The 23,771-nt window shown below is 71.7% G+C and carries 22 protein-coding genes; 12 read left to right on the top strand and 10 right to left on the bottom strand.

Annotated features, from left to right (window positions below):
- Positions 1 to 52 precede the first annotated feature (52 nt).
- Positions 53 to 766 (bottom strand): GAF and ANTAR domain-containing protein, encoded by a 714-nt coding sequence (locus Aau02nite_RS19755; protein ID WP_212989984.1) that lies wholly within the window; start codon positions 764 to 766, stop codon positions 53 to 55.
- Positions 767 to 958: 192 nt separating this feature from the next.
- Positions 959 to 1,396 (bottom strand): STAS domain-containing protein, encoded by a 438-nt coding sequence (locus Aau02nite_RS19750; protein WP_212989983.1) that lies wholly within the window; start codon positions 1,394 to 1,396, stop codon positions 959 to 961.
- A 128-nt stretch (positions 1,397 to 1,524) separates the two neighbouring features.
- Here Aau02nite_RS19750 and Aau02nite_RS19745 point away from each other — a divergent pair, with 128 nt between their 5' ends.
- The 6 genes from Aau02nite_RS19745 (at position 1,525) to Aau02nite_RS19720 (ending at position 6,142) form a co-directional block, all read left to right on the top strand.
- Entirely contained in the window at positions 1,525 to 2,538 is a 1,014-nt protein-coding gene (locus Aau02nite_RS19745; RefSeq protein WP_212989982.1) for a radical SAM protein, read from the top strand.
- A 201-nt stretch (positions 2,539 to 2,739) separates the two neighbouring features.
- A complete protein-coding gene (locus Aau02nite_RS19740; protein ID WP_212989981.1) occupies positions 2,740 to 3,456 on the top strand; it encodes a GAF and ANTAR domain-containing protein in 717 nt (238 codons plus the stop codon).
- A 116-nt stretch (positions 3,457 to 3,572) separates the two neighbouring features.
- A complete protein-coding gene (locus Aau02nite_RS19735) occupies positions 3,573 to 3,998 on the top strand; it encodes an STAS domain-containing protein (protein ID WP_212989980.1) in 426 nt (141 codons plus the stop codon).
- A gap of 85 nt (positions 3,999 to 4,083) precedes the next feature.
- On the top strand, positions 4,084 to 4,416 hold the full coding sequence (locus tag Aau02nite_RS19730) for a hypothetical protein (protein WP_212989979.1): 333 nt from the start codon (positions 4,084 to 4,086) through the stop codon (positions 4,414 to 4,416).
- Positions 4,417 to 4,582: 166 nt separating this feature from the next.
- Entirely contained in the window at positions 4,583 to 4,771 is a 189-nt protein-coding gene (locus tag Aau02nite_RS19725) for a hypothetical protein (RefSeq protein ID WP_212989978.1), read from the top strand.
- Positions 4,772 to 4,795: 24 nt separating this feature from the next.
- Positions 4,796 to 6,142, top strand: a complete 1,347-nt coding sequence (locus Aau02nite_RS19720) for a neutral zinc metallopeptidase (protein ID WP_212989977.1) — start codon at positions 4,796 to 4,798, stop codon at positions 6,140 to 6,142.
- 58 nt (positions 6,143 to 6,200) lie between these two features.
- Here Aau02nite_RS19720 and ctaD read toward each other — a convergent pair whose 3' ends face one another.
- The 5 genes from ctaD to Aau02nite_RS19695 all read right to left on the bottom strand — a co-directional run bounded on the left by ctaD (position 6,201) and on the right by Aau02nite_RS19695 (position 13,392).
- Entirely contained in the window at positions 6,201 to 7,964 is a 1,764-nt protein-coding gene (gene ctaD, locus Aau02nite_RS19715; RefSeq protein WP_212989976.1) for an aa3-type cytochrome oxidase subunit I, read from the bottom strand.
- 214 nt (positions 7,965 to 8,178) lie between these two features.
- Positions 8,179 to 8,997, bottom strand: a complete 819-nt coding sequence (locus Aau02nite_RS19710; protein ID WP_212989975.1) for a SigB/SigF/SigG family RNA polymerase sigma factor — start codon at positions 8,995 to 8,997, stop codon at positions 8,179 to 8,181.
- 255 nt (positions 8,998 to 9,252) lie between these two features.
- Positions 9,253 to 9,546, bottom strand: coding sequence for a hypothetical protein (locus tag Aau02nite_RS19705; protein WP_212989974.1), 294 nt, complete (start codon positions 9,544 to 9,546; stop codon positions 9,253 to 9,255).
- A gap of 68 nt (positions 9,547 to 9,614) precedes the next feature.
- Positions 9,615 to 10,988: a M20/M25/M40 family metallo-hydrolase gene (locus Aau02nite_RS19700; RefSeq protein WP_212989973.1), complete on the bottom strand. Its 1,374-nt coding sequence runs from the start codon at positions 10,986 to 10,988 to the stop codon at positions 9,615 to 9,617.
- 28 nt (positions 10,989 to 11,016) lie between these two features.
- A complete protein-coding gene (locus tag Aau02nite_RS19695; RefSeq protein ID WP_212989972.1) occupies positions 11,017 to 13,392 on the bottom strand; it encodes a putative bifunctional diguanylate cyclase/phosphodiesterase in 2,376 nt (791 codons plus the stop codon).
- Between the two features lie 253 nt (positions 13,393 to 13,645).
- Here Aau02nite_RS19695 and Aau02nite_RS19690 point away from each other — a divergent pair, with 253 nt between their 5' ends.
- The 4 genes from Aau02nite_RS19690 (at position 13,646) to Aau02nite_RS19675 (ending at position 17,206) form a co-directional block, all read left to right on the top strand.
- Positions 13,646 to 14,359 carry a GAF and ANTAR domain-containing protein gene (locus tag Aau02nite_RS19690; RefSeq protein WP_212989971.1) on the top strand — a complete coding sequence of 238 codons (714 nt, stop codon included), beginning with the start codon at positions 13,646 to 13,648 and terminating at the stop codon, positions 14,357 to 14,359.
- Between the two features lie 54 nt (positions 14,360 to 14,413).
- Positions 14,414 to 14,725: an STAS domain-containing protein gene (locus tag Aau02nite_RS19685; RefSeq protein ID WP_212989970.1), complete on the top strand. Its 312-nt coding sequence runs from the start codon at positions 14,414 to 14,416 to the stop codon at positions 14,723 to 14,725.
- A gap of 71 nt (positions 14,726 to 14,796) precedes the next feature.
- On the top strand, positions 14,797 to 15,537 hold the full coding sequence (locus Aau02nite_RS19680; protein WP_212989969.1) for a GAF and ANTAR domain-containing protein: 741 nt from the start codon (positions 14,797 to 14,799) through the stop codon (positions 15,535 to 15,537).
- A 19-nt stretch (positions 15,538 to 15,556) separates the two neighbouring features.
- Positions 15,557 to 17,206 (top strand): amidohydrolase, encoded by a 1,650-nt coding sequence (locus tag Aau02nite_RS19675; RefSeq protein ID WP_212989968.1) that lies wholly within the window; start codon positions 15,557 to 15,559, stop codon positions 17,204 to 17,206.
- A gap of 6 nt (positions 17,207 to 17,212) precedes the next feature.
- Here the strand turns inward: Aau02nite_RS19675 and Aau02nite_RS19670 are convergent, their stop codons facing one another.
- Entirely contained in the window at positions 17,213 to 17,980 is a 768-nt protein-coding gene (locus Aau02nite_RS19670) for a hypothetical protein (RefSeq protein ID WP_246595279.1), read from the bottom strand.
- Positions 17,981 to 18,415: 435 nt separating this feature from the next.
- On the opposite strand from Aau02nite_RS19670, the gene Aau02nite_RS19665 reads away from it, so the two are divergent.
- Both Aau02nite_RS19665 and Aau02nite_RS19660 read left to right on the top strand, forming a co-directional pair.
- Complete coding sequence (locus Aau02nite_RS19665) at positions 18,416 to 19,123, top strand: laminin G domain-containing protein (RefSeq protein ID WP_212989967.1); 708 nt, start codon at positions 18,416 to 18,418, stop codon at positions 19,121 to 19,123.
- A gap of 22 nt (positions 19,124 to 19,145) precedes the next feature.
- Positions 19,146 to 19,730, top strand: a complete 585-nt coding sequence (locus Aau02nite_RS19660; RefSeq protein WP_212989966.1) for a DUF642 domain-containing protein — start codon at positions 19,146 to 19,148, stop codon at positions 19,728 to 19,730.
- Between the two features lie 13 nt (positions 19,731 to 19,743).
- Here the strand turns inward: Aau02nite_RS19660 and Aau02nite_RS19655 are convergent, their stop codons facing one another.
- A complete protein-coding gene (locus Aau02nite_RS19655) occupies positions 19,744 to 21,486 on the bottom strand; it encodes a hypothetical protein (protein ID WP_212989965.1) in 1,743 nt (580 codons plus the stop codon).
- Between the two features lie 41 nt (positions 21,487 to 21,527).
- Positions 21,528 to 23,519 carry an endo-1,4-beta-xylanase gene (locus tag Aau02nite_RS47685; RefSeq protein WP_212989964.1) on the bottom strand — a complete coding sequence of 664 codons (1,992 nt, stop codon included), beginning with the start codon at positions 23,517 to 23,519 and terminating at the stop codon, positions 21,528 to 21,530.
- Positions 23,520 to 23,771: the final 252 nt, after the last annotated feature.

The raw sequence follows: 23,771 nt of genomic DNA, 5'->3' as shown, positions 1-23,771 counted from the left end.
GACCTTAGACGACCCCCCGGTGCCCCGCACGGCGTGCGGGCAGCGATCTTTCTCAGGGCGCCGAGCCGCTCTCGACCCGGGCGACCAGGGCCGCCGCGACGTCCCGCAGTTTGCGGTTGGAGTCCTGCGAGATCTTGGTGAGGACGGCGAAGGCCTCGTCGGCGCTGCACCGGCGCTCGCCCATGATGATGCCCTTGGCCTGCTCGATGACCGCGCGGCTCTCCATCGCCGCCTGCATGTGCTGGGCCAGATTGGTCGTGCTGTCGTGCAGGTGCGCGTTGGCCAGGGCGACCGTCGCGTAGCCGGCGAACTGCTGGGCGAGTTGGACCGCGTCGTCGTCGAACGCGCGCGGGCGCAGACCGTAGATGTTCACCGCGCCGCTGACGCTCTCCAGGATTGGCAGGCCGACCGAGAGCACGCTGCCCACGCCGGCGGCGGCAGCCTTGGGAGCCCAGCCGTCCCAGCGGGAGTCGCCGGCCGTGTCCGGGACGGAAACGGTGATCTTGTCCGCGGCAGCCTGCAGGCAGGGGCCCGCCTCGCGCTCGTACTGCCGTTCGTCGAGCTGCAGCGCTATCTCGCCGGTGTACGCCGCGGTGTACGGGCGGCCGTCCCGCACCAGGGTGATCGAGACCTCGTCCGCGCCCGGCAGCGTGCGCCGCGCCAGCTCGGCGACGCGGGTCAGGACGCCGTGCAGATCCGTCTCGCCGAGCTTGATCCGCCCGAACTCCGCGAAGGCGGACGCCGGGTCGGTGAATTGCTGAGCCATGTACGTCTGTTTCCCTGCAGCGGGCACGCTGCCGCCCCGGGGAGGCGGCCGTGCGGAGTGGACGGACTACCTGTCCAGGGACGGTGGAACCCTGAACCCGCGCCGCTGCTTGACGCCGGACCGCCCGCACCCGAAGGGGTGCCGGCGGCTGACAAGATGATAGCTGAGCCGGAAGGAACCGCGGTGCCGTGTTCAGTCCCGCGGATACACCCCGGTGAGAGCGAGAATCCGTTCGGTGATGCCGTGCACGCCGCTGAGCCGCAAGGTCCGGCCCAGCGGGGCCGCGTGCTGCTGGGCGGTGAGGACGACGCGGACCCCGGCGGCGCCGAAGAAGCGCACCTCGCTCAGGTCGAGGCAGACCCGCTCGGCGCCGTCCAGCGCCTGGAGCAGGGTGGCCTGGGCCAAGGGGGCCGTGTCGAGGTCGACGTCACCCTGGATGCCGACGACCACCTCGGGACCCGGCTCGCCGGGCTCGGCGGGACGCGATCGTCGCGTGACGGTGGCGATGACCGAGCCGTCCTGGGCGATGACCCGGGCGCTGGCGGTGGGAGCGGGAATGCCGTCGTCCGCGGCCGGGACACCGGTTACTCCGGGGGCCGACCGGCGCGATACCCGACCAGAATTGGACATACCTCTCCCGCCAGTAAAATCGACGGGCACATGGCTTGACCCTCTATCAAAGTAGCCCTTCCGACGCGCCCGGCGACCACCGGGCCGCATGAACGTTTCTTCCGGGCATTGCTGGGCACTCGCCGCCCATGCCGGCCACCCTCGAGGCGCCACCGCTGCCCTCGCACCTGCAGCTGGAGATCACTTCCGCGTGCAATCTGCGCTGCATGATGTGCCTGGTGCGGTACCGCCCGCCGGTGAACAAGCTGGCCGGGGCCATGGCGCTCCCCCTGTTCCACCGGCTGGTCGGCGAGGTGCCCGGGCTGCGCCGGCTGACGCTGCAGGGTCTCGGCGAGCCGCTGCTGTCGCCGCACCTGCCGGAGATGATCCGGACCGCGGTGCAACGCCGGATCACCGTCGGCTTCAACACCAACGCCACCCTGCTCACCGCCCGGCGCGCCCGGGAGCTGGTCGAGAGCCGGGTCGACTGGCTGCACGTCTCCCTGGACGGCGCCCACGCCGGCGCCTACGAGGCCATCCGCGACGGCGCGAGCTTCGACACCGTCATCGCCAACCTGGCCGGGCTGGTCCGGGCGAAGCGGGAGGCGGACAGCAGCACCCCGTGGATCCGGGTGGTCTTCGTCGCGATGCGCGACAACGTGGGTGAGCTGCCCGCCCTGGTCACTCTGCTGGGCGGGATCGGCGTCGACGAACTGCACGTGCAGAACCTGTCGCACAGCTTCTCCGACACCGATCCGGCCGGCCGGTACGAAGGCATCCGCACCTTCACGGCCGACCAGGCACTCTGGACCGGGGCCGACCTCGAACGGGCGGCCGGGATGTTCGCCGAGGCGGCCCGGCTGGCCCGCGAGCACGGGCTCAAGCTGCGGCTCCCGGCGCTGGGACCGGCCCCGCAGACCGAGCCGGTACGGGGGCGCGGGTGCTCGTGGCCGTGGGAAGCCGCCTACATCACGAGCGCGGGGGTCGTGCAGCCCTGTTGCATGGTCATGGGCGACGACCGGGTCACGCTGGGCCACCTCGGGGAACAGAGCTTCCCGGAGATCTGGCACGGGGATCCGTACCGGGATTTCCGCCGCCGGTTGTCCGGCGGCGAACCGCCGGAGGTCTGCCGCGGCTGCTCGCTGTACCAGCGGACTTTCTGAGGTCGGAGCCTCCACGGCTCTGCTGCGAAAACCCCGGGGACCGCTACCCTGGACCTCTGCGTCCCCCCGCCCGACCGGCGACGGCGCGAGCGTCAGGAAGCGGCGTGACCCCGGAGTCCGATCCCGGGAGTCCTGAAGTGATCAGAGCACGATCCCGCACCGGCGACGCGGTGACGTGCACAACCCGAGGACGCATAGCTCATGAACGACAGACGACCCCTGGATCCGACCGACGCGTTCGCCGAGCTCGGCCGGATCAAGCTGAGCGAGACCGACGTCGATGGCGTACTCAACCGGATCGCCCAGCTGGCCCAGCGCACCATCCCCGGCACCGACGAGGTCTCCGTGACCCTGGTCCGGGGCAAAGGCGCGTACACCGCCGCCTTTACGGGCGATCTCGCGGTCGCGCTGGACGAATCGCAGTACAAGAAGGGCCACGGCCCCTGCCTGGACGCGTCTACGTCGGGTGACAGCCTCTCGCTGCCGGACATGGCCACCGAGAGCCGCTGGCCGGACTGGGCCGCCCGGGCCCGGGAGGCGGGGGTCAACAGCTCTTTGTCTATCGGGCTGCCGATCCACGAGACGGTGAGCGGGGCGCTCAACGTCTACGCCCTCAAGCCCGACACCTTCGACGACGACGCGATCATCCTGGCCCAGACGTTCGCCGGTTATGCCGCCGTGGCGCTGGCCAACGCCCACCTGTACGACGTCACCGCCACCCTGGCCCAGCACATGCAGGCCGCAATGGAGAGCCGGGCCGTCATCGAGCAGGCCAAGGGCATCATCATGGGCGAGCGCCGGTGCACCGCCGACGAGGCGTTCCGGATCATGAGCAAGCTGTCCCAGGACTCGAACCGCAAGCTGCGCGACGTCGCCGCGGCACTGGTCGCCCGGGCCCAGCAGACGCCGGGCTCCTGAACGATCTTGCTTCACCGGTCCGTGGGCCGGTGACCGGCCGCCGTCCGGGGATACGGTGCAGGACGAGCCTTCAACAGGGAGGGCACCCCGTAGGTGCCTATCTTCTGGAGGGTTCCATGCTCGCCGAGGCCTCAGCCGCATCCCGGCACGACGACCGGTGTCCGCTGATCGAGATCCGCCCCGCGGAGGACGACGACGGCCCGTTGCGGCTGCTGCTCTCCGGTGACATCGACGAGGTCAGCGCCCGGCACCTGCAGCAGTCCCTGATCGACCTGCTGCGCCGGGAGCAGCCCCGCGACATCGACGTGGACGTGTCCGGCGTGACGTTCCTGGACGCCGCCGGCATCGAGGCGCTGCTGCGCTGCCAGGCCGACGCCCGGCAGCTGGAATGCCGGCTGCTGCTGAGCAGCCCCACCCCCATGACCTACCGGGTCCTGCAGATCGCCGGCCTGCTGGAACAGTTCGGGCTGGCCCGGCCCCGGCCGGAGCAGACCCCGGCCGGGGCGGAACTGGGCCTGGTCAACTGCGGCCTGACCGGCTGACCAGGGGTACGCGCTCAGCCCGGCGTCTCGTCCGGGCAGCCTCTGCCCGGGTTTGACGCGGCCGCGCCCCGGGCACCCGGCAGGCATGCAGCCACTTCGATCCACCGGTCCCGGCGAGCCGGACCGGCCCCTCCCGATCGCCCAGGTGAGCACCGGCATGACCGTCGTCGACGCGGCCGGCGATGAGGTCGGCACCGTCACGGCGGTCGAGATGCCCGGCACCGAGGTCCGGCCCGACGTGCCGGAGGAGCAGGCGGTCCGGCTGATGGCCGAGGGCTATCTGCGGGCCGGCGGGACGGGCCTGCTGGCCACGGCCTGGTACGCCGGCGGGTCCCAGGTCGCCGACGTGACCACGACCGCCGAGGAGGGCGTGGTCACGCTGACCGCGGACAAGCATCAGCTGCACCGCGCCGGCTGACAGGACCGCCCGCCGCACCGGAGAAGGCTCAGCCGTCCTGCAGCCACTCACTGACCGCATGGAACGGCGCCGATCTGTTCGACGTCGCGGGGACCGCTGCGACACAGGGCATACATATCCCGCAGCAGATCGGGTAGGCGCTCCGGCAACGGCAAAGGAGCACACCATGACCAATCCCCAGCAGCCGGAACTGCGCCGCAGCGGCGAGTCGCCGACCAGCAAGCAGCGCACCGAGGACGCGAACCCGACGAGCCCGCCGGGTGGCAGCCACGACCGGACCGAAGACAGCCCGGTCCCGGAGAGCCAGACCTCGCCGTACGGTCCGAGCGGGCGTACCGCGTCCGACGGCTCCTGACCGGCCGGCGGCCCGACAGTGATCGTGCACAGGTTCATCAGAGGTCTGGTCGCCGGAGTGCTGGTCGCCGCCGCCTCCGGTTGTGTGGTCGTCTCGTCCGGCGGCTCCGGGCCCGCGCGGCCGGCGCCGCCGGGTGGCCTCGGCGGGATGAACAACGCGTCGGCGACCGCGGTGCCCGGTGACGTGGTCTCCGGCGCCTTGCGGGACGTCGAGCGGTTCTGGTCGGCGGCCTACCCGCGGATCGCCGACGGGTCGGCCTTCACGCCGATCAAGGGCGGCTATCACCCGTACACCCGGTCGGATCCGCCGCCGGCCTGCGGGGGCGAGGCCGCCGAGTATCAGCCGAACGCGTTCTACTGCCCGGCCGGCGATTTCATCGCCTGGGACGCCGAGACGCTGATCCCCCAGCTGTACAGCGACTTCGGCCCGTTGCTGGTCGGGTTCGTCATGGCCCACGAGTACGGGCACGCGATCCAGTCGCGGTTGCGCGCCACCGAGCAGCCCACGGTCGTGCTGGAGCAGCAGGCCGACTGCTTCGCCGGGGCCTGGACCGCGGACGTGCTGGCCGGCCGGTCGACGGCATTCACCGGCGTCACCCCGGCCCAGCTCGACAACACGGTCGCCGGGATGCTGCTGCTGCGCGACGAGCCGGGCACCGCGGCGCAGAACCCGCAGGCACACGGCAACGCCTTCGACCGGATCCGGGCCATGCAGGACGGGGTGGAGAAGGGCGTGTCGCTCTGCGTCGGCTACCGGGCGGACAACGTGCCGGTCACCGAGGTGCCTTTCAGCACCCAGGAGGAGGCGGCGACGGGCGGGGACCTGCCGTACGCGGAGGCGGTCGACGCTCTCAGCAAGGACGCGCAGGCGTACTGGGCCAGGGTGTATCCCCAGCTCACCGGCCGGCCCTGGGAGACCCTGCAGGTGCAGGCGTTCGAGAGCGGCTCGGCGCCGGCCTGCCCGGTCCCGGACGCGTCCGCCGGCGGTTCGGCCTTCTACTGCCCGGAGGGCGACTTCATCGCCTTCGACGACCAGCGGCTCGGGCAGCAGTTGTACCAGCGCATCGGGGACAACGCGGTGGGCATGATGCTCGGGGATCTGTTCGCCCGGGCGGTCCAGGACCGCCGGGGTGCGCAGAACGAGGACCGGGCCGGCCAGCTCGCGGTGGACTGCTTCACCGGGTCGTGGACGAACAGTCTGCTGACCCGCGATCCCGCGGAGGGGATCCGGTTGTCTCCCGGCGATCTCGACGAGGCGGTGGCCGCGCTGCTGGCCTTCGGCCGGGCCGGATCCCCGCAGGGCGCCAGTGCCTTCGACCGGATCGGCGCGTACCGCGGCGGGGTCCTCGAGGGACTGTCCTCCTGCCGCTGAGCACACAGGAACCGGCGGTGGGCTGCTAAGCCCACCGCCGGTTCGTGTCGGCCGCGGCCTACCGGCCTTCTTCGAGCCGGTGGTCCTGGTTCTCCCGGTACCGGGCGCCGCTGTCGGACTCGCTGGTCAACGGGCGGGCACCGCCTTCGGGCGGTCCGGCCTCGGACTGCCCACCGGCGGCCAGCTCGGGGAACTTCGCGTCGAAGGCCGGGCGCTCCGAGCGGATCCGCGGCATCTTGTCGAAGTTGCGCAACGGCGGCGGGCTCGTGGTGGCCCATTCCAGGGAGTTGCCGTGACCCCACGGGTCGTTCGCCGTGACGAGCACACCGGCCCGGTACGAATGCCAGACGTTGTAGAGGAACGGCAGCGTGGAGGCGCCCAGGATGAAGGAGCCGATGGTCGAGACGGTGTTGAGGGCGGTGAAGCCGTCGTCCGCGAGGTAGTCGGCGTACCGCCGCGGCATGCCCTCCGCGCCCAGCCAGTGCTGCACCAGGAAGGTCAGGTGGAAGCCGAGGAAGGTCAGCCAGAAGTGGATCTTGCCGAGGCGGTCGTCGAGCATCCGGCCGAACATCTTCGGGAACCAGAAGTAGATGCCCGAGAACACCGCGAACACGATCGTGCCGAACAGCACGTAGTGGAAGTGCGCCACCACGAAGTAGCTGTCGTGCACGTGGAAGTCGATCGGCGGGGAGGCCAGCAGCACCCCGGTCAGTCCGCCCAGCAGGAAGGTGACCATGAAGCCGATCGCGAACAGCATCGGTGACTCGAGGCTGATCTGCCCGCGCCACATCGTGCCGATCCAGACGAAGAACTTCATGCCCGTCGGCACGGCGATGAGGAAACTCAGCAGGCTGAAGAACGGCAGCAGCACCTGGCCGGTGGCGAACATGTGGTGCGCCCACACGCTGAACGACAGCATCCCGATGAGGATCGTGGCCCCGACCAGGCCCTTGTAGCCGAAGACCGGCTTGCGGCTGAAGACCGGTACGACCTCGGTGACGATGCCGAAGAACGGCAGCGCCACGACGTACACCTCGGGGTGGCCGAAGAACCAGAACAGATGCTGCCAGAGCATCGGACCGCCGGTGTCCACGTCGAAGACGTGGGCTCCCAGCACGCGGTCGGCGGCCAGCGCGAACAACGCCGCGGCCAGGAACGGGAAGATCGCGATGACCAGCAGGCTGGTGATCAGGATGTTCCACGTGAAGATCGGCATCCGGAACATCGTCATGCCGGGCGCCCGCAGCGTCAGGATGGTGGTGATCATGTTGACGCCACCGAGGATCGTGCCCAGGCCGGAGAGCGCCAGGCCGACGACCCACATGTTGCCGCCCACGCCCGGCGAGTGCAGCGAGGTGCTCAGCGGCGTGTATGCCGTCCAGCCGAAGTCCGCCGCACCGGTGGGCGTGAGGAAGGCCCCGATCGCGATGAGGCCGCCGAACAGGTAGAGCCAGTAGGCGAACGAGTTCAGCCGGGGGAAGGCCACATCGGGCGCGCCGATCTGGATCGGCACCACGAAGTTGGCGAAGGCGAACACGATCGGCGTCGCGAAGAACAGCAGCATGATCGTGCCGTGCATGGTGAACAGCTGGTTGTACTGCTCGGGTGAGAGCACCTGCATGCCCGGCCGGGCCAGCTCGGCCCGCATGATCAGCGCCATCAGCCCGCCGATCAGGAAGAACACGAAGGCCGTGGTCATGTACATGATCCCGATCTGCTTCGCGTCCGTGGTGCGCAGCATGCGGGCCAGCGCCGAGCCGCGGACCTGGCGCCGGACCGGCCACGGCCGGGTCACGATCGGACGCGGGGTGACAGCAGTCATGCCTACTCCTCCACCGTACGGGTGACGGCCGCCTACCCAGCCGCGGGAGCTTCTAACCGGCGATCGGCAATCGACGGGTTTGGATGCGCACCGGTAGGGTAGGCGCGCTGCTCCCTGCGGCCGGGAGGCCGGAGATGCTGCACGAGCGGGACCGTCCCGTCCCGACGGTGGTGCCGGCCCGGCGCCGCAGCCGCCGGGCCTCTCACCGGGTGGATCAGCAGGCGTCCGGGCCGAGCCGGGTACGCAGCTTCAGCAGCGCCGCCGACAGCAGCCGGGACACGTGCATCTGCGACACCCCGATCTGAGTGGCGATCTGGGTCTGGGTCTGGTTGCCGAAGAAACGCAAGGTCACGATGGTCCGCTCCCGCTCGGTGAGGCACTTCATCGCCGGCCCCAGGCTCAGGTGCAGCTCGGTCCGGGCGTAGTCGTCGTCCTCGGCCCCCAGCGTGTCGCCGAGCTCCAGCGTGCCGCTCTCGGTGCCGACCGGCGTGGAGAGCGAGGTCGCACTGTACGCGCGGGCACCCTCCAGACCTTCGAGCACCTCCTCCTCGCTGACCTTGAGGTAGGCGGCGATGTCGGCGACCGTGGGGGCCCGCCCGAGGCTGTGGGAGAGCACCGTACCGGCGTCGCTGATGGCCATCCGCATCTCCTGCAGCCGCCGCGGGACCCGGATGGCCCACGCGCGGTCGCGGAAGTGCCGCTTGATCTCGCCGAGGATGGTGGGGATCGCGAAGACCGTGAAGTCGACGCCGACCTCGGCGTCGAACCGGTCGATGGCCTTGATCAGGCCGACGGTCGCCGCCTGGACCAGGTCGTCCAGCGGCTCGCCACGGCCGGCGTAGCGGCGGGCCAGGCGCCGGGTCATCGGCAGCCAGGCCTCGATGGTCTCGTCCCGCAGCCGCCGTCGCGCCGGGGCACCCTCCGGGGTGCGCGCCAGGGCCGCGATGAGCTCCACGGCCCGCTCCTCCGACGCGACGTCGCCGGGGTCGGACGGACGGCGGGAGTGGATCGGCCTCGTGGCAGGTGCGTACATGATGGTTCCTCTTCTCGAACGCTGCGTCGTGGGCATCCGTTGCCGGACCACCCGCGGACTGCCGCGGCGGAGGGAGGAACGCATCTGGACGTCAAGAGGCGTGAGGTCCGCACCGCGACAGGGACATCGCATGGTGGTGATCTCGGCGCCTTCTTGACCGATGCAGTAGACCGTAGCCGAAGAGTGGAGCTATGACTAGCCGAAAGTATGAGTCTTTTTGCCGTGTCGGCTGAGAAGCGCTCATCCGTAAGTCGGTCAGGGTCGCGGGGAGGTCCTGGTCCAGGAGCGTTCGCCGCGCCGGGTGGTCGCCGCGACACACCGCGGGCAGATGAACCGGACCTCGTCGCTACCGGTCACCACGTCGGTGGCCCGGAAGTCGAACCGGACGTGCGGGAAGCGCCGCAGCCGCGTCCGGCTCAGGGCCAGCCCGCAGACCGTCTGGTTCGTGCCGGGCAGCCACGCGTGCACCTCGCCGCCCGGCTGCCGGACACCCTCCGGCGCCACCCATTCGCTGGACGCGGCGACCGCCGCATTCGTCACCCGAGCCATGCCGCCGGATTCCCGCTCGTCACCGGCCTACACCCCCGGTTCCGGCGAATCGCGGCTCAGGCACACCGTCAGGCGAGGCGCTGCCACAGGTACGCGAGCGTCGCCGCCCCGTTGACCAGCATGTCGATGGACACCCGCTCGTCGCTGTCGTGCCACCGGTCCTCGGGCAGCCCGACGCCGAAGAACAGCACCGGGGCGTCCAGCTCCCGGGCCAGCAGCTCGGCGGGCCCACCCCCGGCGTTGCCCATCCGCCCGGCCGGTACGCCGAAGCCGTCCTCGACCGCAGCCGCCAGCGCGTCCAGCGCCGGCAGATCCTGCGGTGTCTCGTACGGCTCCTGCATCGTCTCCTCGGCCACGGTCAGCCGATGGTCCACGGTGCCGCTGATCGTGTCGGCGACCCAGCGCCGCAGCTGTCCGGCCACGTCGTCGCACCGTTGGCCGGCCACCGTACGGATGCTGATGGTCGCGGAGGCCACCGCCGGGATCGCGGAACGGGTGACGCCGACCGGATCGCCCGCGACCATGCTGATGATCTCGGCCGCGGGACGCGTCCAGAGTTTCTCCAGCACGGTGTAGCCGGCCTCCCCCGTGACACTGCGGGTCTCGGAGCGCTCCAGCCAGTCCTGCTCGGTGAACGGCAGGGCGGCGAGCTCGGCGCGGCGGCGTTCGGACGGCTCGGCGACCTCGTCGTAGAACCCCGGGAGCGTCAGCCTGCCCTTGTCGTCGTGCAGGGCGCCCAGCAGCCGGGACAGCTCCACGGCGGCGTTGGGCGCGGGCCCGGAAGCGGCGCCGCTGTGCACGTCGCGGCGGGGTCCGTACACCTCGAGCTCGGCCATGACCATGCCGCGGATGCTGGTGCACACCGCCGGGTGGTCGGCGCGCCAGGTGAGCGTGTCGGAGAAGACCACCAGATCGGCGGCCAGCCGCTCCCGGTTCTTCTCGATCAGCTCGGCAAGGTGGGCCGAGCCGGCCTCCTCCTCCCCCTCGACGATGATCCTCAGGTTGACCGCGGGCGCCGCGCGGCCGGTCGCGGCGAGGTGGGCCCGGATGCCCCAGAGGTGGCTGAGCACCTGGCCCTTGGCGTCAGAAGTGCCGCGCCCGTAGACCCGGCCGTCGCGTACCACCGGCTCGAACGGGGCTGTCTCGTCCCAGAGCTCGTCCTTGGCCGCCCGGACGTCGTGGTGGCTGTAGATCAGCACGGTCGGCGCTCCCGGGGCGGCGCACCACTCGGCGTAGACCGCCGGTGCTCCCTCGACCGGCCAGACCTCCACGGTCGGGAACCCGGTGCTGCGCAGCGCCGCGGCCAGCCAGTTGGCCGACCGGGTCAGCTCGGGCTCGTGCTCCGGCACGCCGGCCACCGACCGCAGGCGTACCCAGCCGATCAGCTCGTCGACGATGTCGTCCCGGTGCCCGCGCAGGAAGGTGTGGATCTGGCTCGTCATGGCGGGCGACTACCCCGGTGACACCGCGTCATGCACCGACCGGCAAAGCGGCCGTGAGCTGGGCGGCGGCCAGGACCTCGGTCGTCTCGGCGGCGTTGCGCGGCCGCCCGAAGTGGTAGCCCTGGCCCTTGTCGCAGCCCAGCTCGCGCAGGAGGGCGACCTGGGCCGGGGTCTCGACCCCCTCGGCGACCGCGGCCAGCCGCAGGTTGTGCGCGAGGTCGACGATGGTCCGCACGAAGGACAGCTGACGGTCGGCCGCGCCGGGCTCGCCGGACGGCAGGAACGACCGGTCGATCTTGAGGATGTCGATGGGCAGGTCGCGCAGGTACGCCAGCGAGGAGTACCCGGTGCCGAAGTCGTCGACGGCGACCCGGACCCCCTGGCGGCGCAGCGCGCTCAGCTGCGCGATGGTCCGGTCCTCCTGGTTCGCCGCGCCGACCAGCATGCCCTCGGTGATCTCCAGGATCAGCGCCGCCGGAGGCAGCCCGGAGTCGCGCAGCGCCCGGCCGACCGTGGCCGCGTAGTCGGGCTCCATGAGCTGGCGGGGCGAGACGTTGACGGTCACCGCCGTACCGTGCTGCCGGTGCCAGCCGGCGGCGTCCCGGCAGGCCTGCCGCAGCACCCACTCGCCGAGGGCGACGATGAGACCGCTGTCCTCGGCGGCCGGGATGAACCGGTCCGGGCCGATGAGCTCGCCCGGCGCCGGGAACCAGCGCACCAGCGCCTCGACCGCGTCGAACCCGCCGGTGCCGAGCGTGACGATCGGTTGGTAGTACACGGTGAACTGCTCGGCGGTGAGTGCCGCGCGCAGCCGTTCGACCAGCTCGGTGCGCTCCAGCTGCCGCTCGCGCAGGCCGGCGTCGTAGGTCACCGCCCGGTCCCGGCCCGCGGCCTTGGCCTCGTACAGGGCCAGGTCGGCGTCGCTGAGCGCGTCGGTGCTGCCGGCCGAGCCGGCCAGCCGGCGTACCCCGATGCTGATCGTCACGTGCAGCCGGTGGCCGTGGATGTCGGCGGGGCGGCGCACCGCGGCCAGGATCTCCGCGCACCGGCTGTCCACCGTGCCGGCGTCCCCGCACGGCATCAGCACGGCGAACTCGTCGCCGCCGAGCCGGGCGAGCAGCGCGCCGGGCCCCACCGTGTAGCGCAACCGCTGCGCGATGGCGACCAGCAGCGCGTCCCCGATCGGATGGCCCAGGCTTTCGTTGATGTGCTTGAAGCCGTCGACGTCCAGCAGCAGCAGGCAGCCCGGCTCGTCGCCGTGCAGCAGCCCGCGCAGCTCGCGGTCCAGGTGCAGGCGGTTGGGCAGTCCGGTCAGGGAATCGTGCAGGGCGAGATGACTCATCTCCCGTTGCAGGGTGGCCTGGTACTCCACGGCCTCCTGCAGCTCGTCCGCGCGCCGCCGGGCCAGGGCGCTGGCCCCGGTCAGCCGGGCGACGAGCAGGACGGCGGTGATCGCGGTGGCACCGAGCGGCAGCACGACGTCGATCCGGTCCAGCTCGCCCTCCGCGATGTCCGCCAGCAGGGCGTAGCAGGTGGCTACCGGGCCGATCAGCACGACGGTCAGCAGACCGGCCACCGTCCATCGGCCGTTGCCCGGCGGCGGGCGGCCCACGCCGGTGCCGGGCCCGAGCGCCATGGAGGGGTGCAGGGCGGCGGCGCCCAGCAGCACCAGGAACATCAGCCAGCCGGCGGCGCTGAAGGTCGATCCGGCCCACTGGCCGCCGGCCATCACGGCGACGATGTAGGCCACGTCCGCGGCCAGCACCACGACCACGGCCAGCACGAGAAGCTGCTGGGCGCGGCTCAGCGCCCGCGTGGTGAAGCGCAGGCGGACCACCATGGTGAGGACGAGCAGGTCCAGGAACGGGTACGCGAGCACGGCGGCACCGGCCGACCAGTCGTCGCGGTCGTGCAGGAACGGGTCCAGCAGGAACACCCAGGCGAGCACCACAGCGGTGCACGCCACGATGCCCGCCTCGCTCATGCCCGCCAGCGCCGCACCTCGGCGCCGGGACGCCGACAGCACCGCCACGGCCGCGGCGACCAGGAGATACATCGAGAAGTAGACGACATCGGTCCAGGTGACCACCGCGTTCAGCACCGTTGTGGGTGGCCCGAACGCCCACCAGCTGTGCGCGACCGCGCCGCAGGCCATACCGGCGGCCAGCAGCCACCAGCCCAGCGGACGCGCGGGCCGGTGCTGCCGGACGCCGGCGACCACGGCACCGATGACTGCCAGGCACAGCAGCGCGTAGGTGGCCTCCCGGCCGGCCGGCGTGGCGAACGCGGCGGCGGCCGTTACGAGGCTGCCGCCGAGCAGGAAGCCCTGCCAGCTCCGTACCGCACGGTGCGGGGCGGGGCCCGGCCGGCGGTGGCTTCCCGACACGCCGCGCGCAGCTGCCATGTCACCCGCCCCCGCCTCGCCGCCCGACCTCCGAGACGTCATTTTCTCCCGGCCGGGTTGCCGTTGGGTGGCGATCGCCGGGGATGTCCGGGAGCAGACCGCGAAGTCCGACGGTTAACGACCACCGATCAGGGTATGCGCGCCGCCTGATCGCTGCCGGGACCCGGCAGCGGAAGCCTGTGTCCGCCAGGGGCAGGTCCCGGCCACCGTCAAGCCCGAGTCATCAACCGGGTGGACAGGGAGTTCGCCGCACATGTCACCGGACCGGTTGGATCCCGCGGCCGCCTTCGCCGAGCTGGGCCGCATCAACCTCGCCGAGAACGACTTGCAGGGAGTGCTGTCGCGGGTCGCCGACCTCGCCCGGCAGACCGTCCCCGGCGCCGATGAGGTCTCGGTCACCATGGTCCGCGGATCGATCGCGGAGACCGCCGCCTACACCGGGCACCTCGCGCTGGCTCTGGACGAATGGCAGTACCAGCGGGGCAGCGGGCCTTGTCTGGAGGCCGCCACCGCGCAGGCGACCATCTCGGTGCCGGACCTCGCCGACGAAGCTCGCTGGCCGGAGTGGGCCCAACACGCCGTGGCAGCGGGCGCGCGCAGCTCTCTGTCGGTCGGGCTGCCGATCGAGGAGCGGCTGGACGGCGGGCTGAATCTCTACGGCATCCGGCAGGCGGCTTTCGACGACGACGCGGTGGTGCTGGCCGAGACCTTCGCCGGCTACGCGGCGGTCGCCCTGGCCAACGCCAACCTGTACGGCGTCACGGCCCGGCTGACCCGGCAGTTGCAGACGGCGATGGCCGGCCGGGCGGTGATCGAGCAGGCCAAGGGCATCGTCATGGGCCGCCGCCGGTGCTCGGCCGACGAGGCGTTCGCCATCCTCACCAGGATCTCCCAGGACTCCAACCGCAAGCTGCGCGACGTCGCCGCCGCGCTGGTCGCCAAGGCCGAGAGTGGCGGCGATCGGTGATCCGCGACAATGGGTGCCTGACGACCGGCCGGGCGAGGAGAAGGCGGAGCTGACATGGCATTCGATTGCACCGTGGAGCGCCAGGGTGACACCGTCGTGGTCACCCCCGAGGGTGACATCGATCTGGAGACCGCGACCTACCTGCGCGAGGTGCTGCGCCAGGTGGTGGCCGACAAGCAGGACGGCCGCATCGAGGTCGACATGCACGCCGTGACGTTCCTGGACTCCTCCGGGATCGGCATGCTGGTCGCCGCCCGCCGGGCCGCCGAGCTCAAGGGCGTCACCCTGCGCCTGCGCGAACCCGGCCCGATGGTCCGGATGGTGCTCGAGGTGGCGAACCTCGACGGGCTGCTCATCGGCACTTGAGCGGCGCTACGGGGTGTAGCACGGCGAACGCCGGGTAGACGGGCGTTCAGCGTGCAGAGCGAGGAGAATTCGTGGTGACCCGATCGCAGCCCCCGGCACAGCAACGGCCGCCGGGAAGCGACCCTCTGGCGTCCTGCCTGATCGACCTGGCGGGCACAGCCGACGACGACTCCACCGTCAACACCCGGCTGACCACGATAGTCCAGCTCGTGGCCGACCTGGTGGACGCGGTGGCCTTCGGCTCGGTGACCCGCCAGGGTGAGAGCGGCTACAGCACGGTGGCCGTGAGCAGTGAGCTCGCCCTCGCCGTCGACGAGGCCCAGTACGCCGACAAAGCGGGGCCCTGCCTCGACGCCCTCGACGGCGGCTCCCCCCTCAGCGTGCCGCGGATCGACGCCACCATGATCTGGCCGGCCTTCCGGGACGCCGCGTACAAGCTGGGGTTGCGCTCGTCGCTGTCCATCCCGCTGTTCGCCGGGCGCGGACTCCCGGTGGCGGCGCTCAACCTCTACAGTCACGACCCGGCGGCCATGGCTCCGCTGAGCGCGGCGGTGCTCGCCGCCTACGACGACGCGCCGGAGGGCCGCCCACCCGGCCCCTACGAGGACCTGTGCCCGGGAGCGCAGGACCTCATCGCCGGTCTCACCGGAGCCTTCGCCGTGCGGGCCACGATCCAGCAGGCGATCGGGGTGATCATCTCTGAGCGGCAGACCAACGCGGACCTGGCGTATGCGCTGCTGCGGTCGCAGGCCGCCGAGACGACGGGTTCACTGATCGAAGCCGCCACGGCAGTCGTCGCCCAGAATCGATGAATGCGGCAGTCTTACCACCATGGACACCGCCGGTACCGCTGATCTGATCTTCACGGGCGGACCGGTCTTCACCGCCGACCCGGGCCGGGGCCCCGCTACCGCCCTGGCCGTGCGCGACGGACGGATTCTCGCCGTCGGCGGTGCGGAGGTCACCGGGCTGGCCGGCCCGCGCACCGAAGTGGTGGAGCTGCGCGGGCGGATGCTGCTGCCCGGCTTCCAGGACGCCCATGTGCACGCGGTGATGGGCGGCGTGGAGCTGGGCCAGTGCGACCTGACCGGCACGACCGAGCTGAGCGAGTATCTGGCCCGGATCGACGCGTACGCGCGGGCCCACCCGGACGAGCCGTGGATCGTCGGCGGCGGCTGGTCGATGGAGAGCTTCCCCGGCGGGGTGCCCGGCCGGGAGTTGCTGGACGCGGTCGTCGGGGACCGGCCGGTCTACCTGACGAACCGGGACCACCACGGCGCCTGGGTGAACAGCCGGGCCCTGGCCCTGGCCGGGATCACCGCCGACACCCCCGACCCCGCCGACGGCCGGATCGACCGCGAGCCCGGCGGGGCCCCGGGCGGCGGCCTCCAGGAAGGGGCGATGTCGCTGGTCGCCGCGGTCGTACCGGCGGTGACTCCGGCGCAACGACTGGCCGGCCTGCTGCGCGCCCAGCGGCTGCTGCACGCGCTGGGGATCACCGCCTGGCAGGACGCGATGCTGTGCGCGAGCAACGGCTATCCCGACATCTCCGACGCCTACCGCACCGCGGCCGCCGACGGATCGCTGCTCTCCACCGTCGTCGGCGCGCTGTGGTGGGACCGCGAACGGGACGCCGGCCAGGTCCCCGAGCTCGTGGCCAAGCGGGCGGCGCTCAGCGTCGGGCGGCTGCGCTGCGGCTCGGTGAAGTTCATGCTGGACGGCGTGGCCGAGAACTTCACCGCGGCGATGACCGCCCCGTACCGCGACGGGCACGGCTGCGCGACCGCGAACAGCGGCCTGTCGTTCATCGATCCGGTGGCGTTGCGCGACTACGTCACCGCGGTGGACGCGCTGGACTTCCAACCGCACTTCCACGCGCTGGGCGACCGGGCGGTCCGCGAGGCGCTGGACGCGGTCGCCGCGGCCCGCGCCGCGAACGGGATCCGGGACACGCGGCCGCACCTGGCCCATCTGCAAGTGGTGCATCCGCAGGACGTGCCGCGCTTCCGCTCGCTGGGGGCCCCGGCGACCATCCAGGCGTTGTGGGCCACGCACGAGCCGCAGATGGACGAGCTCACGCTGCCGTTCCTGGACCCGGAGCTGGCCGGTCGGCAGTATCCGTTCGGCGACCTGCACCGGGCCGGCGCGACCCTGGCCGCGGGCAGTGACTGGCCGGTGAGCAGCCCCGATCCGTTGCGGGGCATCCACGTGGCGGTCAACCGCGCACTGCCCGGCAGCGGGGCCGCGGCTTTCCTGCCCGGGCAGCGCCTGGAGCTGGCCACCGTGCTGCGGGCGTACACCTCGGGGTCGGCCTTCGTGAATCACCGGGACGACACCGGCACGCTGCGGGCCGGCCACCAGGCCGACCTGGTGGTCCTGGACCGCGATCTCCTCGCGGGCCCGCCGGAGGCGATCGCGGACGCCCGGGTGGCGCTGACCTACATCCGGGGCGAACGCGTGTACGCCGCCCCGGATGCGTGAGACGGGTCAGCGCTCGCTCGGCACCGGCTCTTCCTCGGCGTCCCCGGCGTCCTCGTGCTGGACCTCGACGGTGTCCTCCACCGGCTGGCGCTGCGCCGGGACGACCACCTCGGCGTTGGAGCCGTGCCGGCCCGCCGACTCGTCCGGCGCCGGCAGCTCGCCGATGACCTGCGGCTGGTCCACCCAGAGGGCGCGCAGCTGGCCCTGCATGAAGGTCATGAGGCGGCCGCGGTACTCGCGGTCGAACTGCTCGAGGGCCTCGATCTGCTCCTGCAGCGCCTCGCGCTTGACGCCGAGACTGCCGACCACGTCGTCGTAGCGCTGCTGGGCCTGCAGGTTGAGCTGCTCGGCGTTGGCCTTGGCCTCGGCGGCGATCGCGTCGGCGCGGGCCTGCGCGTCCAGCACGATCTTCTCCGCGTTGCGCCGGGCCTCCTCGGCGGCCGCCCGGGCCTCCTGGCCGATCTGCTCGGCGCCGGCCCGCGCGTCGTAGAGCACCTTGTCGGCCTCGCGGCGCACGTTGTGCGCGTGGATCTGGGCGTCGCGGGCGATGTTCTCCGCTGCGGCCAGCGCGTCCGTACGGATCTTGTCGGCCTGCTGGTGCGCGGTGGCGACGTGCTCCTCGGCGGTGCGCTGCGCCATGGTCAACACCTGGAGGGCCTGGTTCGGCAGTCCGGGTACGGGCGTGGGCGAGACCAGCGCGTGCTCGGAGGTCGCGCCGTCGGGCGTCGTCCCGAGCATGACCTTGACGCGATCCTTCATCCGGTTGTCAGTCACAGGAGACCTCCGTACGTGCGGCTTCACCGCGGCGGCTTCGGTCGACGAGGCCCCTGCCGGCAGGCGGGAGCGGACACGGTCGACGCGGCTGTCGGCCCCGGCGTACCGGCCGGAACGCTGGCCATGATCCGCGGCATGTTACCAAGGTGAGCGGGCCGAAGGCGAGAAGCCGTTCAGCGGGAGCAGTCGGCCGTTCGGACCGGTCCGGTCCGCATAACGCCTGCTCGCGTGGGGTGCGACGGCGGCTCGCGCCGGATCGGGACGGCGGCTGCCGACGGCCCGGGAGGCACTGCCGCCGGACTCCCCCGGCGGCCCCTCCGCCACCGGCGCCGGCGCCGACACCGCCACGCTTGGGCGTTTTAGTCGTTAATACCCCTTTACGGGTATTAACGACGTTTAGCATGGTCTTCATCTGCCGGCAAGCGTGAGGATGCCATGAGAAGTCGCCGCTCGTTGACCGTCGTGCTGACGGTCGGAACTGTCCTGCTGACCACGGCGGCGACCGCTGACGCGTCCTCGGACCGGCCCGTCGCCATCTGGGAGATGGACGAGCGTTCCGGCGCCCGGACCATGACGGACACCAGCGGACGCGGGCTGCACGGCCGGATCGGCAGCGAGGTCCGCACCGGCACCCGTACGAGCGGCGCCACCGGCTACCGCTTCGACCGACTGGAGCCCGACTCCCCGCCGGCCCGTCCCGGTCACCTGGTGACCGTGCGCGACTCGGACGCCCTCGACCCGGGCACCCGCGACTTCGCGGTGACGGTCCGGCTCCGGACGACGCACAAGTTCGGCAACATCATCCAGAAGGGCCAGGCGACGGTCTCCGGCGGCAACTTCAAGCTGCAGATCCCCAGCGGCATCGTGGAGTGCCTGTTCCGCGGCTCGTCCCGCTCGCTCGCGGTGTCGTCACCGCGGCGCCTCAACGACGGCCGGTGGCACACCGTGCGCTGCACCCGCACCGGCAGCGGGGTCACGCTGTTCGTGGACGGCGCCAAGGTGGCGCACACCGCCGGCTGGACCGGCCGGATCGCGAACTCGTGGCCGCTGAGCATCGGCGGCAAGACCGACTGCGACCAGATCGACGTGGGCTGCGACTACTACGCCGGCGACCTGGACCACGTGGAGCTCGAAGCCCGATGACCTCCGACAGGGAGATGTGGTCATGACCTCAGCACGCCGTACCGCTGTCACCGGCTGCCTGGCCGTCCTGCTCGCCACGGTGGCGACGCCGGCCTCGGCGGCACCCGCCCGGCCGGGTGACGGCATCGAGCAGCCCGCCGTCCCGCCCGGCACCTACGTCAAACGGTCCGCGGGTGACACCTTCGGACGCTGGACGGTCACCCGGGGCACCATCGACCAGATCGGCCGCGGCTCCTGGCAGGCCGCCGACAACCGGCAGTCGATCGACCTGAACGGCACGTCCGAGGGCACGGTCCGCACCACCTTCCGCACCGCGCGGCCGGCCCGCTACCGGGTCAGCTACTTCCTGGCCGGCAACCCGGCCGGCGGCCCGGCGGTCAAGACCGGCAAGGTCCTGATCAACGGTACGGTGCGCCAGGCGTTCTCCTTCGACACCACGGGCCGGACATTCGCGGCGATGGGCTGGGTCCGCAAGAGCTTCGTCGTCCTCGTCGCGACGGGCGGCCCGGCCACCCTCGACTTCGCCAGCACCTCGGGCCCGACCGCCTACGGCCCGGTCATCGACAAGACCTCGGTGGTCCGCTGCCAGACCTTCGCCTGCACCTGAGCACGCCGCCGCGTCAGGCAGTGAACCGGATTCGGCGCCGGCGTACGAGCAGCAGGCCGGTCGCGCCGGCGAGCAGCAGCAGGGCGCCGCCCGCGCCCAGCAGGCCGGCGTTGGCACCGGTCACCGGCAGGCCGCCGCCCTCACCGCCGCTGAGCTGGACCGTGATGGTCGCCGTGTCGTTGCTGCCGTCGCGGTCGATGGGGTACTCGGTGAAGAAGTCCTCGTTGATGAGCACCCGGCCGGCCGCCGCGGACGGTTCCTCGCGCACCCGGAAGGTGAAGTCGAACAGGGTCGACGCCTTGGCCTTCGTCCTGCTCTCCTCGAGCAGGCACAGGTATTCCGACGCCCCGGTGAGGCCGGTGGCGAAGTCGTCGGGCTCCTCGCCGTCCTCGAACACCATCGGGTGGCAACGCTCATCGACGCGGACTGCTTTGAGTCCGGCCGGGACGAAGATGTGGGTGGACGGGTCCGTGTTCTCGAAGGTCCAGTGGTAGAGCGTGCCCGGTCCGTTGTTGACGAAGCCGACCCGCGCCGCCACCTCGTCGCCCGGCTCGCCGGTGACGGTGGCGCCGACGGCGGCCGTGTCCGGTCGCCGGCTGCCGCCGACGACGAACTCGCTGACCAGAATGTTGTTCTTGGGGTCGGTGTCGACCTGGCTCGCCGCGGCCCGCGCCGCGCCCTTCGCCGGTACGGCGCGCAGCCCGACGGCGGGGCCGGTGCCCTTCGGGCCGAGCGTCTCCTCGTCCAGGCCGGGCGCGGTCTCGATCAGTTCCCGGAAGTCGCCCGGGGTGTACCAGCCGCCGAGCGCGCTGGCCCGGCTGCCGGCAGCCGCGTCGGCCGGGATCTTCAGCCGCATCGGCGTCGCCAGCTCGTACGTGGTGCCGGCGGTGAGCTCGTCGTCGAAGGTGCAGACGGTCAGGAAGCCGTACCGGCAGTTGCCGAAGCCGGCCCCCGGCGACAGGCTCGGGTCCCAGCCCAGCATGACCAGCACGGCGCTCTTGACCGGCGTGGTCCCGGCATTGGACACCCGCAGGCCGGCGTCGATGTTCGCCCCGGGCGCCACGGTGCGCGGGGTGCTGATCTCGCCGGCCAGGTCGACGCCCTCGCCGATCGTCACCGTCGACGTGGTGGTGGCCGCGGGCAGTTCGTCGAGCCGCGCGCTGAACGCCAGCTCGCCGTGGGCGTCCTGGGCGGCGCCGGCCTTCGCGGTCACCTGCAGAGCCAGCAGGGCCATCAGGTTGGTGCCGGGTTCGAGCTCGAACCGTCCGGTGAGGGTGCAGCTGATCACCGTGCCGGCCCGGTCGCAGGACTGGTCCTCACTGAGCTGGAAGTCGTCGGCCGCCGCCACGGTGGCGATCTCGTCGACGCCGGCCGTGTCCACCCGCACGGTCACCTTCGCGAAAGCGGGCGCGTCACCCGGCCGGTCCGGCACGTCGATCCAGGCGAAGAGCGGCGTCGCCTTCGGCACGGAGCCGGCCACCGCGATGTCGGGGAAGTGCAGGCGGACGGCGGGATCCGCAGCCAGCGCGGGCGCCCCGGGTACAGCCACCGCTGCGGCCGCCATCAGGGCAGCCGCCGATCCGGTCAGCAGGCGGTGCAGGGCGCGGCGCATGGTGGTGTGGTTCCTCCCCGTGAACGACAGAGCCGCGTGAGCATAAGCGGTGAAGATCATCAAGCGACCCCACCGTTCGGTCAGCTCCGGCTCCCCGTTGCGGAGGGGGTACGGCGGCGGGGCGTGGCGCTGGGTGGTCGCCACGCCCCGCTCTCAGGGCCGTTCCTTCGTGCCGGGCGGCAGCGTCATGCCGCGCGGCAGCCCAGGGACGGCCAGGTCCAGTCCCCGCCGTGCTGGACGGTGAAGCCGAACGAGTTGCCGGCGCCGTTGGGCCGCGCCGTCATCACCGTGCCGGTGCTGTCCCAGCTCACCGTCGCGTTCCAGGTGGCGATGACCCGCTGCGGGGAGCGCAGCGTGACGGTGACGACCCAGTTGTTCGTGCCGGTGACGCTCACCTGACCGTTGAACCGGTCGTTCCACTTCTGGCCCTCGCTGTAGGTGGCCGTGCAGGCACCACCGGCGGGCGGGGTCGTGGGGTTGCCGGTGACCGGCGGGGTGGTCGGGTTGGTACCACCGTCCGGGGCGACCGCCCGGCCGGTCGTGGGCGAGATCATCCCGGCGCACAGGCCACGGCTGCTCAGCCCGGCCGCGATCTGCGGGATCGCGGCGACCGTGGTCGCGTACTGGTCGTGCATGAGGATGGTCTGGCCGTTGGTCAGGGTGCTCGCCGCCTGCACGATCTGCGCGGTGCCGGCCCCGTTCCAGTCCTGCGAGTCCACGTCCCAGGTCAGGGTGCGCAGGCCGAGCGCGGAGGCGGCCGACTGCAGCGTGGCGTTGGTCTCGCCGTACGGCGGCCGGAACAGCTTCGGCGTGCCGCCACCGGCGTTCTGGATCGCGGTCTGGGTGCGGGACAGCTCCGAGGACATCTGCGCCGAGCTCAGGGTCAGCATGTGCGGGTGGGTGTAGCTGTGGTTGCCGACCCACATGCCGGCGGTGACCTGCGCGGCCACCAGGCCGGGGTTGGCGGCGGCGTTCTGGCCGGTGTTGAACATCGTCGCGCGGAGCCCGGCGTTGCGCAGCGCGGTGAGCAACGTGGTGGTGTTGCCCGGGTTCGGACCGTCGTCGTAGGTCAGACCGACGTAGCCGTTGCGGCAGCCGGCCGGCGGCGCGGTCGTCGGCCCGGTGGTCGGCGCCGTCGGTCCCACGACGTTGAGGGCGTCCAGGGTGGCGTTGTAGGCGGCCTTCTTGTTGCCGCCGTTGTCGAACAGCAGCGGGGTGTCGCTCGCCCGCCACGAGTCACTGTCGCGCACGCCCCAGACCGTGATGCCGGTGCAGCGCGGGACCGCGAGGCAGGCGTTGACCACGGTGCGGTACTTGTTCGCCTGGTCCGTACCGGATCCCTGGATGTCCAGCTCGGTGATCTGCACGTCGACGCCGAGCGCCGCGAAGCCGGACACCGTGCTGGTGAAGTTGCCCGGCACCGGGTTGCCGCTGTTGAAGTGGGCCTGCAGGCCCACGCAGTCGATCGGCACACCGCGGGACTTGAAGTCGCGCACCATCGAATAGACGGCCTGGGTCTTGGCGTGACTCCAGTCGTCGATGTTGTAGTCGTTGTAACAGAGCTTGGCGGCCGGGTCGGCGGCCCGGGCGGCCCGGAAGGCGGCCTCGATCCAGTCGTTGCCGGTGCGCTGCAGGTTCGAGTCGCGCCGGGCGCCGCTGCTGCCGTCGGCGAAGGCCTCGTTCACCACGTCCCAGGCGTAGATCTTGCCCTTGTAGTGGGTGGCCACCTGGGTGACGTGGTTGAGCATCGCGGTGCGCAGCGTGCTGCCGCTCATGTTCTGCATCCAGCCCGGCTGCTGCGAGTGCCAGGCCAGGGTGTGCCCGCGCAGGCGCTTGCCGTTGCTGGTGGCCCAGTTGGCCACCCGGTCGCCGGCGCTGTAGTTGAACTGGCCCTGGTTCGGCTCGGTGGCGTCCAGCTTCATCTCGTTCTCGGCGGTCACCATGTCAAACTCGCGGGCGGCGATCGTCGTGTACGCACTGTCGCCGAGCTTGCCGGCGCTGATCGCGGTGCCGAAGTAGCGGCCGGTCTGGGCCGCGGAGGCGCCCAGCGTGGTCGCAGCCTCCGCGGAGGTGGCCAGGAACGTGGTCGCGGCCGCGGCGAGGACACCGGCGGTCGCCAGGACGACGGCACCACGGAACCTGGATCTCGGTCTCGACCCGGAGGCTTTGATGATCATGCGGGGTTCACCTTCTCGGAGCTGGTGGGAGCGTGCGCAGAGCGATCGACGGCCGTCGTTCGCTCATTGTTCGGTCCGGTTTCGGCAAACGTCAATAACTCATTACCGGAAGTTTGCCGTGATGTTTCGGCGTCGATCAGCTCGGTATCCCGCTGGTGGAGTGGACGTTTCATCAGGCCAGAGCCACCTACACGGTTCAGTGATCAGGCTCTGAGCGAAACAAACCTCCGGAAGTTGCGCACATGTTCCGAG

Origin of the sequence: Actinoplanes auranticolor, from assembly GCF_018332655.1 — a bacterium.
GTDB classification, from domain to species: Bacteria; Actinomycetota; Actinomycetes; order Mycobacteriales; family Micromonosporaceae; genus Actinoplanes; species Actinoplanes auranticolor.
This window is presented reverse-complemented; position numbering and strand designations above follow the sequence as displayed.

Bases quoted from the DNA above. Each gene is read 5' to 3' on its own strand.
- Aau02nite_RS19755 (WP_212989984.1), bottom strand. From the start codon at position 766: ATGGCTCAGCAATTCACCGACCCGGCGTCCGCCTTCGCGGAGTTCGGG.
- Aau02nite_RS19750 (WP_212989983.1), bottom strand. From the start codon at position 1,396: ATGTCCAATTCTGGTCGGGTATCGCGCCGGTCGGCCCCCGGAGTAACC.
- Aau02nite_RS19745 (WP_212989982.1), top strand. From the start codon at position 1,525: ATGCCGGCCACCCTCGAGGCGCCACCGCTGCCCTCGCACCTGCAGCTG.
- Aau02nite_RS19740 (WP_212989981.1), top strand. From the start codon at position 2,740: ATGAACGACAGACGACCCCTGGATCCGACCGACGCGTTCGCCGAGCTC.
- Aau02nite_RS19735 (WP_212989980.1), top strand. From the start codon at position 3,573: ATGCTCGCCGAGGCCTCAGCCGCATCCCGGCACGACGACCGGTGTCCG.
- Aau02nite_RS19730 (WP_212989979.1), top strand. From the start codon at position 4,084: ATGCAGCCACTTCGATCCACCGGTCCCGGCGAGCCGGACCGGCCCCTC.
- Aau02nite_RS19725 (WP_212989978.1), top strand. From the start codon at position 4,583: ATGACCAATCCCCAGCAGCCGGAACTGCGCCGCAGCGGCGAGTCGCCG.
- ctaD (WP_212989976.1), bottom strand. From the start codon at position 7,964: ATGACTGCTGTCACCCCGCGTCCGATCGTGACCCGGCCGTGGCCGGTC.
- Aau02nite_RS19710 (WP_212989975.1), bottom strand. From the start codon at position 8,997: ATGTACGCACCTGCCACGAGGCCGATCCACTCCCGCCGTCCGTCCGAC.
- Aau02nite_RS19705 (WP_212989974.1), bottom strand. From the start codon at position 9,546: ATGGCTCGGGTGACGAATGCGGCGGTCGCCGCGTCCAGCGAATGGGTG.
- Aau02nite_RS19700 (WP_212989973.1), bottom strand. From the start codon at position 10,988: ATGACGAGCCAGATCCACACCTTCCTGCGCGGGCACCGGGACGACATC.
- Aau02nite_RS19695 (WP_212989972.1), bottom strand. From the start codon at position 13,392: ATGGCAGCTGCGCGCGGCGTGTCGGGAAGCCACCGCCGGCCGGGCCCC.
- Aau02nite_RS19690 (WP_212989971.1), top strand. From the start codon at position 13,646: ATGTCACCGGACCGGTTGGATCCCGCGGCCGCCTTCGCCGAGCTGGGC.
- Aau02nite_RS19685 (WP_212989970.1), top strand. From the start codon at position 14,414: ATGGCATTCGATTGCACCGTGGAGCGCCAGGGTGACACCGTCGTGGTC.
- Aau02nite_RS19675 (WP_212989968.1), top strand. From the start codon at position 15,557: ATGGACACCGCCGGTACCGCTGATCTGATCTTCACGGGCGGACCGGTC.
- Aau02nite_RS19665 (WP_212989967.1), top strand. From the start codon at position 18,416: ATGAGAAGTCGCCGCTCGTTGACCGTCGTGCTGACGGTCGGAACTGTC.
- Aau02nite_RS19660 (WP_212989966.1), top strand. From the start codon at position 19,146: ATGACCTCAGCACGCCGTACCGCTGTCACCGGCTGCCTGGCCGTCCTG.
- Aau02nite_RS47685 (WP_212989964.1), bottom strand. From the start codon at position 23,519: ATGATCATCAAAGCCTCCGGGTCGAGACCGAGATCCAGGTTCCGTGGT.